The 12629-nt window shown below is 33.7% G+C and carries 13 protein-coding genes and 1 pseudogene; 9 read left to right on the forward strand and 5 right to left on the reverse strand.

Going from position 1 to position 12629, the window contains the following annotated elements:
* The first annotated feature begins 129 nt into the window (after positions 1–129).
* The 4 genes from ACFOZZ_RS11220 (at position 130) to ACFOZZ_RS11235 (ending at position 2338) form a co-directional block, all read left to right on the forward strand.
* Complete coding sequence (locus tag ACFOZZ_RS11220; protein WP_376815259.1) at positions 130–636, forward strand: flavodoxin family protein; 507 nt, start codon at positions 130–132, stop codon at positions 634–636.
* The gene (locus tag ACFOZZ_RS11225) at positions 629–1174 is read left to right on the forward strand and encodes a hypothetical protein (RefSeq protein WP_055290023.1); all 546 of its coding nucleotides are present in this window, start codon (positions 629–631) and stop codon (positions 1172–1174) included. Before ACFOZZ_RS11220 ends, ACFOZZ_RS11225 begins: the two co-directional genes overlap by 8 nt.
* Before the next feature lie 111 nt (positions 1175–1285).
* Positions 1286–1558 carry an HU family DNA-binding protein gene (locus ACFOZZ_RS11230; protein WP_022424200.1) on the forward strand — a complete coding sequence of 91 codons (273 nt, stop codon included), beginning with the start codon at positions 1286–1288 and terminating at the stop codon, positions 1556–1558.
* 66 nt (positions 1559–1624) lie between these two features.
* Complete coding sequence (locus tag ACFOZZ_RS11235; protein WP_238319828.1) at positions 1625–2338, forward strand: zinc metallopeptidase; 714 nt, start codon at positions 1625–1627, stop codon at positions 2336–2338.
* A 159-nt stretch (positions 2339–2497) separates the two neighbouring features.
* Here the strand turns inward: ACFOZZ_RS11235 and ACFOZZ_RS11240 are convergent, their stop codons facing one another.
* Entirely contained in the window at positions 2498–4234 is a 1737-nt protein-coding gene (locus tag ACFOZZ_RS11240; protein ID WP_376815260.1) for an IS1634 family transposase, read from the reverse strand.
* 247 nt (positions 4235–4481) lie between these two features.
* Here ACFOZZ_RS11240 and ACFOZZ_RS11245 point away from each other — a divergent pair, with 247 nt between their 5' ends.
* From ACFOZZ_RS11245 to tnpA, 4 genes are all read left to right on the forward strand, one after another.
* Positions 4482–4973, forward strand: a complete 492-nt coding sequence (locus ACFOZZ_RS11245) for a hypothetical protein (protein WP_320803323.1) — start codon at positions 4482–4484, stop codon at positions 4971–4973.
* Positions 4970–5557: a DnaD domain-containing protein gene (locus tag ACFOZZ_RS11250; protein ID WP_055235005.1), complete on the forward strand. Its 588-nt coding sequence runs from the start codon at positions 4970–4972 to the stop codon at positions 5555–5557. The genes ACFOZZ_RS11245 and ACFOZZ_RS11250 overlap by 4 nt, the downstream gene beginning before the upstream one ends.
* Complete coding sequence (nth, locus tag ACFOZZ_RS11255) at positions 5550–6185, forward strand: endonuclease III (protein WP_055235003.1); 636 nt, start codon at positions 5550–5552, stop codon at positions 6183–6185. Before ACFOZZ_RS11250 ends, nth begins: the two co-directional genes overlap by 8 nt.
* Before the next feature lie 194 nt (positions 6186–6379).
* The gene (gene tnpA / locus ACFOZZ_RS11260; protein WP_376815261.1) at positions 6380–6847 is read left to right on the forward strand and encodes an IS200/IS605 family transposase; all 468 of its coding nucleotides are present in this window, start codon (positions 6380–6382) and stop codon (positions 6845–6847) included.
* A gap of 113 nt (positions 6848–6960) precedes the next feature.
* Here tnpA and ACFOZZ_RS11265 read toward each other — a convergent pair whose 3' ends face one another.
* Entirely contained in the window at positions 6961–9633 is a 2673-nt protein-coding gene (locus ACFOZZ_RS11265; RefSeq protein WP_320803652.1) for a transglycosylase domain-containing protein, read from the reverse strand.
* Positions 9630–10229 (reverse strand): Holliday junction resolvase RecU, encoded by a 600-nt coding sequence (gene recU, locus ACFOZZ_RS11270; RefSeq protein WP_006505241.1) that lies wholly within the window; start codon positions 10227–10229, stop codon positions 9630–9632. Before recU ends, ACFOZZ_RS11265 begins: the two co-directional genes overlap by 4 nt.
* A gap of 120 nt (positions 10230–10349) precedes the next feature.
* Here recU and ACFOZZ_RS11275 point away from each other — a divergent pair, with 120 nt between their 5' ends.
* Positions 10350–11234: a D-alanyl-D-alanine carboxypeptidase family protein gene (locus tag ACFOZZ_RS11275; protein WP_279068358.1), complete on the forward strand. Its 885-nt coding sequence runs from the start codon at positions 10350–10352 to the stop codon at positions 11232–11234.
* A gap of 19 nt (positions 11235–11253) precedes the next feature.
* On the opposite strand, the gene ACFOZZ_RS11280 is transcribed toward ACFOZZ_RS11275, so the two are convergent.
* Positions 11254–11874, reverse strand: coding sequence for a TetR/AcrR family transcriptional regulator (locus ACFOZZ_RS11280; protein WP_279068359.1), 621 nt, complete (start codon positions 11872–11874; stop codon positions 11254–11256).
* A 342-nt stretch (positions 11875–12216) separates the two neighbouring features.
* A pseudogene (locus ACFOZZ_RS11285) lies at positions 12217–12629 on the reverse strand (transposase); the annotation flags it as partial.

Raw genomic sequence — 12629 nt, forward strand, 5'->3', positions numbered from 1 at the left:
GGCGACGATAGTGTGAAGACGCGACAATAGCAAGCTGCCAGGTCCTTTTTTTATGCCTTCCTTCAGGAGGGCTTTTTTTATTGAATTTGTTCATATCTTCTTGTAAAATTATTTAAGGAGGCGATATCTATGAAAAATATTGTTATTACAGATAAAGATATTCCTTTAGAATTTTTTACAGAAAGCGTCGTAGTTAATCTTAATAATATTAAATATAGTCCATGCACTGGTGATTATACTTGTCTTAAAAATAGGACTCCATGTCGCTACCACGATGATATTTCAATAATCAATCAATGGATTGGGCAGGCTTCTCTCATTATTTTAGTTACACATATTTATTGTGGATGCTTTGATACACAGCTTAAATCCTTTATAGAACGTAATATTTCTTCATATGAGCCTTATTATACAACAGTAGGTGGAATAACCTGTCACGCTTCTTTAGCTCAGCAATCAAAGAAAATCCTTCTTATAGGCTATGGTGATATATCTGAGAAAGAACAGAAGATGTTGATGGATTATTTAAATGATTCACTTCTAGGTTATTTTATTTCTTCTATTAATACTTATTTTTGTACAGAAGAAGATTTAGATAACTCACTCAAGACATTTGGAGGTGTTGATCGTGGATAATATTCTTATAATTATATCTGGTCTCATTTATACAAATAAGGTCATGTATAATCAAGCCTATAAGCTTGCTCATTATCTTAAAGGAAATGTATCAATCAAAACATTACAGGTGATAGAAGAAAAAGATGTAGAAGCCAATAATACAATCATTTTTATGTTTCCTATTTCATCACAGACAATACCTTCATGTATGTTAGATTATATGAAAAATAATGAAAAATTGATGAATCATAAAACAATCTATAGTGTAATCTATTGTGATGAATATGAAGTTGATTATTGTGATTATGCAGATGAAATATTATCACTTTATTGCAAGAAAACACATGCTTGTTATAATGGGTCTTTAAAGGTTGGAGCTTACTTTCTGATCAATCATATTCCTTATACATGGCGTATCTCAAATACCTTAAAATCCTTTGCATCGGATATTAGAAAAGAAAAGGAAAGTGCTCTAGATATCACATTTTTTTCTAAAAATCAATTCATAAAACAAGGAAATAAGTTCTGGGAAAAGGCTTATAAATCTAAAAAATAGTAATTCATTTTATGTCCTTTCTTACGTGCTTTTTTTGTGTTTTATCTCTTGAAATGATATGTAGATTTTGTTATACTACTCAAGGATAATTTATTAGGAGGCATTACAGAAGTGAATAAAAAAGAATTAATTAATATCGTTTCTGAAAAAAGAGATTTAACAAAAAAAGATGCTGAAATTCTTGTGAATACAGTTTTTGATACGATGGTAGAAAGTATGATTGATGGTGATAAAGTTCTTATTTCTGGCTTCGGTACATTTAAGATTAATCACTGCCATGAACGTAAAGGCGTTTCACCAAAGACTAAGGAACCTATCATTATTCCAGCAAGTCGTACAGTTTCTTTCAAACCAAGTAATAGATTAAAAGATGCAATGAACTAATGCATCTTTTTTGTTTATATACAGTTAATAAATTTCATGTATAATAATTATTAGGAGTTGATGAAAATGAGTTATTATTTAATGACAAATCCAGGATATATGCTTGGTACAATCTTAGTAGGTATTGCGATGGTATTTTCTTTATATTGTCAGGCAAAGATTAAGTCGACTTATGCGAAATATCGTCGTAGACCAAATAGCCGTGGGATTACTGGGGCGCAGGTTGCAAGGGAAATATTAGATTCTCATGGTATGACACATGTTCCTGTCTATGAAGTGAAAGGGGAATTATCTGATCACTTTGATCCTTCCAATAATAGTGTCAGTCTTTCTAGTGATATTTATCATGGTACAACAATTGCCGCTTGTGCTGTTGCGGCTCATGAATGTGGTCATGCTATTCAATATCATGAAAACTATATGCCAATAAGAGTAAGAAATGCGATTATTCCATTATGTAATGTAGGTAACTATTTGGGATGGATTGCGATTATGATTGGTCTTGCTTTAGGTTCTACAAGGCTCGCTTTCTTAGGATTCTTCTTAATGTGTGGTATTTTAGCTTTCCAGATTATTACATTACCAGTAGAAATTAATGCCTCTAAAAGAGGACTTGCGATATTACAAGCACAATATTTAAATGAAAATGAGTATGCTGGTGCATGGCAGATGCTTTATGCTGCCGCATTGACTTATGTTGCTGGTGTATGTGCGACTCTTGCAAGTATGCTAAGAATTCTATTTATGATTTTAAGCAGTTCTAATAGAGATTCAAATTAATGAATCTCTTTTTTTTTTGTCCTAAATGCGCTATAATAGTGGCACTATGGAGGTCAATATGAATTATAATCCTGTCTTTGACAGTTGTACATATAAAAACCCTTCAAAAATACTGATATATTCAGCGCTTTTTGAAGGGCTTTTTGCTTAGAAAATGTGCTAATATTTTCCTGTCTTGGTATTCTTTATAATTTTTTTCATATTCTTCTCACTATTGATCTGATAGTCGGTCCTGAATCCGAATGCCTCATGAAGAATGTCGGTTTCATCATTTCTTGTATACGTTGGGATATAGCCACTTCCCTCAATGTGCTGGAAGTTATATCCTCTTAATGTATCAATGAGCTTCTCAATGGTTAGCTTGTTGCCTGTTCTGTTTTCAAGTATTCTGATGAACATCAGCGCAATGAAGCATGTGAGGAAGTGTGCTTTTATTCTGTTATCCTTTTGAAGATATACCGGTCTTGCCTTGAATTCAGATTTCATGATTCTGAATGATTCTTCAATCTCCCATCTTCTCTTATTAACTTCAATGATATCCTTTATATCATCCTCTAATGTAGTACACACTGCATAGAATCCATCATACTTCTCTTCTTCAGCTATTCTGCCATCATTCACAACTATTTCTATATTATCTGCAATCTCGCCATTTTCAGTATATCTGATCTCATCAAGGAATCTTGAAGGACTGTTAGGATTTTTAGCAGTTGTTTTTTTATTACTTTCAGCTGATTTTCTAGCTCTTTCGATCTGCCTGCTTCTGATGTATCTCTGGTAGGCTCTGTGTTTTGGAGAGAATGAAACAATGATTCTCTGTTCAATGCCGTTCTCATTGATCCATCTTTCCTTGTACCAGATGCCATCTTCATATGTATCACCTTCATCAACAGCCTTCATTACAGAAGAAACGTCTAGTCCATTACTATCACCTTTAGTCCATCCTTCTGTATTAAGCGCCCAGTCCTTTATGTGCTTCTTAATCTTCTTAAGAGACTGTGTAACGACATAAGAGCGTTCACCCTGTGTATTGAATTCTCTATTGTCATTAGAAGCAAGCCCTGCATCAGTGCATACAATGAACTTGGTAATTCCGAAATCCTTTATTATCTTCTTCTCAAGTGGAATGAGTGAAGGCTGTTCGTTCTCATTGCCAGGGAATATGACAAATGAAAGAGGAAAGCCATTACCATCCATGAGAAGTCCCATCTGTATGATAGGAAGTGGTCTGTGTTCCTTGGATTTACCATATCTGCAGCTGCCGCGTTCTTCCTCGATCTCAAAGAAATAGTTTGTGCAGTCATAATAGAGGACAGAAGTATTTCTCTTTACAACCTTCTTTGAATTCTCGTAAAGGAATTCCTGTATTGCATCGCACTTTTCTGCAAGAACATCAAGTGATCTGTAAATATCATGAAGCTCGAATGTAGGCTGTTCAATAAAGCTTTTGGAATCCTCAAAAGCAGAAAGCTTGCTTGACGGATAGATAATTCTTGAATATATGAGTCTTGATAGAATATCAGCAAGATCATATTCAAATTTATATTCATCCTGTATATCTCTGCAGATCTTATCAAGCTTAAGACTGTGAAATATATCCTGAAGGAAAAGATAGCCACCATTATATGATGTCTGCTTCATTGGTTCTAGAAGCTTTGACTGCGACAGAGAGATAAGGACAACGTCCTTGTCTCTTTTTTCTTCCTCCGTCATCTTCTTGGCAATCTTTTTTCCCCAGGCTATGACTTCCTCCTCGCTGTTATTATGTTGAGGAAGAAGTTCTTCCATAGTTCCTAGTTTCTTGACTACCTTTGAAGTAGATTTACCATTCTTTCTAAATGATTTCTGAATATAAAGTGATTTAGAGTTCTTTGATTTTGAAATAATCAGATTCATGAACATCATCTCCTATGTCTATTATAGCACACATTAGCCCATATTAGTACATTTATTTTAACGAATTTGACAATAAAAAAACTCAAAAGCATTGATATAATCAACGTTTTGAGCGATTTGGTTAGTAAAAAATTGGAGACAACTGTCAAACTCCCGATTTTAAGCAGTTCTAATAGAGATTCAAATTAATGAATCTCTTTTTTTTTTGTCCTAAATGCGCTATAATAGTGGCACTATGGAGGTCAATATGAATTATAATAAGAAAGACAATAATTGGATATATCGTGTAATTATCGCATTATTAGTGGTTATTCTTGTTTTTGTTTCTTTCTGTATGTTAAATATACATGTTCCTTATTTCAATCATGAAAATAACATCGCATTAGAAAGAAACAAGATTATTAATAAATATAAGCTAAACTATGATGATTATTTTAATGAATATAACAGCTCTAAGACCTACTATATCATTCGTATTAAAGATAAGAAGAAAAAGAAAGTTTACCAGGTCTACAATACTCAATATAAATTAGTAGATTCTTATAGTGGTTCTGTTGCAAAAAAGAAAGATGTCATTCATACAATCAATAATGAATATAAAGTAAATGTCACTGATTTAACAATAGGATATGAAAATGGAAATCTTGTTTATTTTGGTAAATACCAGAACGATGCTCATCTCTATTATTTCTATTATTCTTTAGATGAAGGAAAGTTTGTGAAATATTATCGCCTATGAGTACACAAATACTTACAGATTATCAATGTATAGACTTCAAGAAACTTCTCTTGCTGAAGGGAAAGTCTATAGGACTAACAGATCAAGAAACACATATATTATTGTTGATGATGACCTTGAGTGAATTAGGGGTAAGACCTATTTATCCTCAAAAAGTGGCTGAATTTTCTTCATTATCTATTAAAGATATTGATGATATCATGATAGGCCTTGTAGATCGTCATTATCTAGATAGAATTAATTTAAAAATTGATTTTAAACCTTTAGAAAAGCTATTGCTTGGAATAAAGGTTGAAAAGAAGGAAGAAGTAAACCTTGTAGAAGTATTCGAAGATGCGTTTGGACGTACAATGAGTACTTTGGATATTGAATATATCAATCAGTTTAAAAGAACTGGTTACGATGATGAGATGATTGTATCTGCTTTAAAAGAAGCCGTAAAATCAAATGCGCTCTCTTTTAGATATGTAGAGAGAGTATTAGAAAACTGGGCTCATTCTAAGAATTATATTAAGAAATATCAAGAAGAAGAGCCAGAGGTCAGTGAAGAAGTAAGAAATTATAATTGGTGGGAAAATGATTAAAACAAAACAAGATAGAATACTTAATACATTTGATGAGATGTTTCCTGATGCACGTTGTGTACTGAATCATTCTAATAACTTAGAATTGCTTGTCGCAGTGATGTTATCTGCCCAGACAACAGATGAATCAGTCAATAAGCTTACATCGCATCTTTTCCAAAAATATAAAACAGTAGATGATTATGCGAATGCATCACTGCCTGAATTGGAGTCAGATCTTCATTCTATAGGGCTTTATAGGAATAAGGCAAAGAATATCAAGGCTATGGCTATGGCCCTTCAGGCGCGCTTTAATGGCGTTGTACCAGCATCTCATGATGCTTTAATATCTTTACCAGGAGTAGGAAGAAAGACTGCCAATGTTGTTATGGCAGAAGGATTTGGTTATCCGGCTATTGCGGTAGATACACATGTTGAGCGTATCTCTAAAAGACTAGGATTTGCGAAACCAGATGATACAGTCCTCACTGTAGAAAAGAAATTAATGAAGACTATTCCTAAGAATAGATGGATTAAAACACATCATCAGATGATCTTCTTTGGACGATACCATTGTAAGGCAATGTCACCTCATTGCAAGGAATGTCCTTTAGTAGATCTCTGCAAAGAAAAGAATAAGAAACTATAAAAGAATCCTTTGTTTTGGGATTCTTTTTTCAATACACAAAAAAGGATTCCGTTTGGAATCCTTTTAATTATAAAGAAAACCATACGCTATGCGTATGGTCGAAAAAACTTTCAGAGATGGTGAGAAAAAAACCTCCAATAATATAATAAAAGTGGCTGGCAACCGCAAGAATTATAATCAGAGGAGGACTCTCAATGAGAGATGATAATACCTTATCACACACAACGTATAATTGCAAATATCACATAGTCATTATACCAAAGTACAGAAGAATGGTAATATACAGAAAATTAAGAAAAGATATAGGAGCTATTCTCAGAGCAGTAGCAGAAAGAAAACCAGGAGTTGTAATTCATGAGGCTGAGGCATGTCCTGATCATATACATATGTTGATGACGATACCACCAAAATATAGCGTATTGTCTTTCATGGGTTATCTGAAAAGCAAATCAATACTGATGATTTTTGACAGACATGCGAACATGAAATATAAATATGGAAATAGAAAATTCTGGGCGAAAGGATATTATTGTGTGACAGTAGGACACAATGAAGAAGCTGTAAAACGATATATAAGAAATCAATTACAGGAAGATAGACTTTCGGATCAGATGAGCATGAAGGAGTTTATTGATCCTTTTACAGGAGATAAAACTAAATGAAAAAACCCCTTTTAGGGGTTATAGGTAAACGTGTTGTGGTTGTCAGTCTTCAGTAGTCGAAGGACTCGCACAACGACATGCCCTTACAGGGCGGGTTCATACCACTGATTTTATCAGTGGTTATGATCATCATGTTGACATTCATCTGTCTGTACTGTAAAACGAATAGAACCAATATATTTAGATTCTCCACTTGCACTCTTTTCAGTGAAAGTAATCACATATGATCTACCACATGATAAACCACTGATTGTCGCACCACTGCCACAGCTTACTGTCTGACTATTACCATTACATGAAACTATCATTGTATGACCGCTAGGACCAGATGTGCTGACATTGACAGATGTTGCTGAAATAGTAGAACCATTCGCAACTGCTGTACCGTTCGCATTGACACTAAATCTTGCAGTACCTAGTTCACTTGTTCCGCTACTAGATAATCTCACTGACTTCTTATTAGAAGTTGTGTCACCGCTCTTTAGTTTATAATAACCAGTCACTGTATAAGTTTTTCCTGATTCAGCACGGTATTCAAGTGTACCGCTTGTTGAAGATAATGTTTCAGTTCTAGAAGAAGAACCATCACTGATTTCTACAACACAGCTGATTTTACCTTCAAATTCAGGATCATAAGAACCGAATGTGACAGAAATTGAATTGTTGGAATTTAAAGAAGCGTTAAATGATTTCAATTCAGGTACTTTATATTCATCTGCATAAGAAGAACCATCATCCACACCACTAGGGCCATGACCTTTAACAAACCATGCAGTAATAATCTTATCTGATGGTGTAGAAGAACTTGGAGAAACATAAGGATATGCACCCTTAACCATACGTGCCTGTTCAACACTGCTTGGTGTTTCGTAACTATTCTGTAACTTACGAGTTGCAAGCTTTTTCGCAATCTTTGCAGCAATAGCCTTTGCATCATTCATACCACTTGCAAGATACTTATGTTTCTTTGTAGATATTTCTCCAGGAAAACCATTCCAGCAAGCCCATGCATAATCAGGTGAATAAGCACATAACCAATGGTCTTTGTCCTTACCAGCAAGTGCAGGGATCGTTGCATCGAAGTTTGAAGTACCAGTTTTAGCACCAATCTGACTTCCAACATCGAATGCTGAATAACTGTTATTACTCTTAACATAGCTTGTCATAACCTGACGAAGTAAGAAAGCAGTAGAATCTTTCATACCTTCACTTGCCTGTTTCTGGATATCATCATCAACGTTGATTGTTTCACCAGTTGTATTAATGACAATCTTCTGGATTGTATGAGGTTTGATATAAGTACCACCATTTGAGATTGCTGCATAAGCGGCTGCCTGCATTGTAGGAGTTGTACCATATTTCCATCCACCAATGGCATAGTTCAAATTGAAATCTTCATCGTCCATGTTATAACCAAGACCCTTTAAGAAGCTTACAACTTGATTATTACCAACCTTTTTCACAACACTATTTAAAGTATGGATGGCTGCTAAGTTCCAAGAATTTGCGAGTGCATCTTCTAGAAGTACATCATCATGGTAGTTGTTATCCCAGTTCTTTGGATGCCAGCTGCCTTGAGTGAATTCTGAGTCATCTACTGTATGTCCACTAGACCAGTTCAGATATTCAAATGCTGTTGCATAGTCAATAATAGGTTTAATAGAAGAACCTGGCTGTCTTCTGTTTTTTAATGTATAAGCATAATCTAGATAAGTTGCATCTGAGTTATTCGCACGATAATTCTTTGCAGACATGAGGCCGATAATACGTCCAGTTTTTGATTCAAGTACTGAAGCAGCTGCCTGCATATCACGATCAGTGAATCTATAATTCTTACTTAATGATACATCATCAAGATACTGCTGCATATCATGATCCATATAGGTATAGATTGTCATCTTAGTTTTGTTAGGATCATAACCTAACTCTTTTACTTCTTGAGTAACACGATCAACATAAGAAGCATATTTACCATTTGTCTGAACTGGATCATTCTTTAAAATGTTTTCTACTTTTACGTTCTTCGCATCGTCTCTCTCTTTTGCAGTGATATATCCATGATCATGCATTAAGTTAAGAATGATATTTCTTCTTTTTGTTGCAAGAGTTAAATTCTTGAATGGGTCATATGAGACTGGTGAGTTAATAGTACCAGCAAGTAATGCGGCTTCTGGTAAAGTTAACTGATCAGGACTTTTACCAAAATAATAGTAGCTTGCCCCATAAATACCAATAGAACTATTTGACTTACCGAAATAGATCTTATTGAGATAAAGTTCAAGTACTTTCTGTTTAGTAGTCTGCTGAGTCGCTTCAATTGAAAGGATGACTTCTCCAACTTTTCTTTCAATTGTTTTTTCTGCATCTGGATAATATGTTTTTTTGATTAGCTGCTGCGTAATTGTAGAACCACCGGCAACAGTATGACCAGCTAAGATATTTGTCATAAATGCTTTGATAATACGTGGAATATCAAAACCATTATGTACAAAATAACGTGAGTCTTCTGCAGAAATAACAGCATCAATCATAACTTCAGGAATATCATCATAACTTACATATTTTCCAATTGAACTGCCATACTTGTAATATGTTTCTCCATCTTGAGAAACCTGAGAAGAGTAGGAAGTTGTTGTAAGATTATCAATATCAAAATTGCTGATTTGTTGATAAATCTTGAATCCAAGGTAACCACTACCGCTCGCTACAAGAACACATAATGCGATAATACATATTTTGATTGTTTTCTTTATTTGTTTTGCGTTCTTGGTTGATTGAACCTTCATAAAGTATCCTCCTTAAGGTAAAATTCATCGATTACATCTAAATAAGCCAATCTAGGCTGGTAGCCCTGCTTAATAAGATGTCCACTTTCTTTCACTTCATCATAACTTATATGCTGCTTCTTGTCATGAAAAAAGCGCTCTATCATAATTGAAGCATCCAGTAAATAGACTTCGCCCACAGATGTAAAGGCAATAATAATAAAGGCAATTCCTCCATGACGCTGCACACGTTCAAGATGATTGATCTGATGCTCTGAAATATTACGAAAAGGAAATCGTAATGATTTTGTTTCTTTGGCTTCAAAATCAATATATCTGCCTTTATAAATACCATTATAATCCGTAGTAGATGGCGCCTGGTAATATGCCTCAACTATACGGGCTTTATTTCGTGAAGGATAATCGACTTTTACAATCTGGATAGGCGTCGGTTTTTTATAGATGACAGCCTGATCAACAGATAAGTAATAGGTGTTAGATAGGTTGATGTCTTCTTCTAAGCTCATTCCACGAAAAGCAGTATAGTGTTTACTTGTAGAATTCTTAGGAATAGACACATTAACCGATGCCTTTTTCAGGTTTGGATAATTAACCATACTATTTCTCCTTTACCAAATCATTATAACATATTATTATTCAAAAAAAATGAAAAATGACTGAATCAGATTGATGAATAGGCAGAAAATCGCTAAGATATTCTGAGAAGGTGATAAAAAATGAAATATCGTAAATGGATTTGTATGCTATGTGCCATTTTTTTGCTGAGTGCATGTGCAACAAAAGAACCAGTCAAAGAAGAAAAGAAGAAAGTTGTTTCTATTCCACAGCCCACACTTAATACTGAAGATGTTTCTGCAGTGGTGATGGATGCTGATACTGGAAAGGTCTATTATGCAAAAAATGAACAGGAATCACGTTATCCTGCTTCTACTATTAAACTCTTAAGTGCTCTCGTTGCGATTGATTATTATAAGGATAATGACGAACTGACTACAAGTAATATTATGTCTTTACCAGATCGTGTATTTATTCATACAGCACCAGTTTATGATGGTGAAAGAATTCCTTTTAAAGATGTGATCCATGGAATGCTTTTAAAGAGTTCTAATGAAATGGCTCTTACCCTGGCCGAGAATTATAAGGGGGGCTATGATGGATTTATTGAAGCAATGAACAAGAGGGCTAAAAAGATTGGCTGTACGAAAGTAGATGTTTCTAATCCTCATGGACTAAGTTATGCAGATAAAGGATGGCTAAAAGAAACATGCAGTACAAAGGATATGGCACTTATTGCAAAAGAATTCTATAAGAATAAGAAATTAAGAAAAATCATTACTACAGAAAGCTATATCTTTGAATCCAATCCGAATCGTGAAATGAAGAATGTAATGATGACACAGAAAGATTCTACTTATTATGATAAGAGAGTTATTGGTGGTAAAACAGGCTTTACAAATCTTGCAGGCAGATGTCTTGTTACTTATTCTAAAGTAAAAAAGAAGACAATCATTACAGTTGTCTTTAAAGAAAACACACGTGGAGAAACTTATACAGATACAAAGAAGCTTCTTGACTATGTCAACGATTTATTAGCAGCATAAATAAAAATGCTGCTTTTTTTTAAGCAACATGAAGTAAAGTGCGAATTAGATCATAAAGATAAGGTTTATACTCTTCAATAGAACAAGGAATTTTATTTACTATACAGCTAAAGCATGTCGATCCAACAAGTTCTACAATAGTAAAGAATGTAATATCAATATTATTAATATCTAGATTCTCTCTTTCAATGCCATCTTTAAATAATTCATAAAGACTCAAATGATCTGTTTCTTCTAGAATCTTTGTAAGTTCCTGAGAATAAACACCAAGAGATAAATCTTTATTCATTAAAGTGAGAATTGTTGGATTAGCAACAAGGGCATTAATAACATGATCAATAATAAATATTAAAGAATCTGCAAAATGAGTAATCTCGTTATGTTTTTTTAACTCTTTCATTGCATTATTGAAAAGTTCGCTGCTGATTTCCTGAACTATCTGATTCCTAATATCATATTTATCTTTGAAATATAAATAAAAAGTACCTTTTGCGACTTTTGCTTTATTTACGATATCAGAAATAGATGTATTGTTAAAATTCCTTTCAGCAAATAGCGCAGTTGCACTTGCTAGAAGACGTTCCCTTTTTTCTTCTTTATTTTTCTCTATTTTAGATTTAATATCAGTCAGAGCATTCATATAAATACCTCCTTCAATAATTATACTAGCAGTTGACCGAAAGTCAATTTTAACCATCACAACTAAAAAGAATAAATTCATTGTGATGAATTCACTTACACTTACATTCTTTGAAATATTGAAAACGTATACATCGAAAAAGTGTGAATTTATCAACCAAATTTTAAAAAATTTTTTTATTTAAAACGCAAATATTTTATTGTATTTGGGAAATGATTATACTACCTGACTTTAGAATCCAGCATCTAAACATAGTGATAGTTTTAAAAAAGCAGCATGAAATTCGCTTTTGAATATCATGCTGCTTTCTTTATGTTATATAATTGAATGTCTTGCTGTTTCTTATATTTTATAACTGAATATTCTCTTTATTTCTCTTTCTGTCAGGAAGTAATTAGTAAGTGGAAGATCTGTTATCTTTGCTAAATCTATTATAAAATCACTTGACTGAGTTGTATTAATATATCTAGTTTCACCTCTAACTACCTGAAATCCTCTGGTGAATTTCATAATATCTGATGTGCTGTATTTGTTATTAAGCACCTTGAACTGCAGTATTCTTTCAAGAAGCACTGCGAGATAACAGATGAGGAAATGACCCTTGATGGTGCTTTCCTTCTGAAGAAATACAGGTCTTGCATCAAGATCCGACTTCATGACTCTGAATGATTCCTCAATACGCCACAGATTATGATATGTATCATAGATATCCTGGTCACTCATTTCTGTCTCGGATGTGACAAGAAGATTATATC

Origin of the sequence: Catenibacterium sp. GCM10023432 (assembly GCF_042651925.1) — a bacterium.
GTDB classification, from domain to species: Bacteria; Bacillota_I; Bacilli_A; order Erysipelotrichales; family Coprobacillaceae; genus Catenibacterium; species Catenibacterium mitsuoka.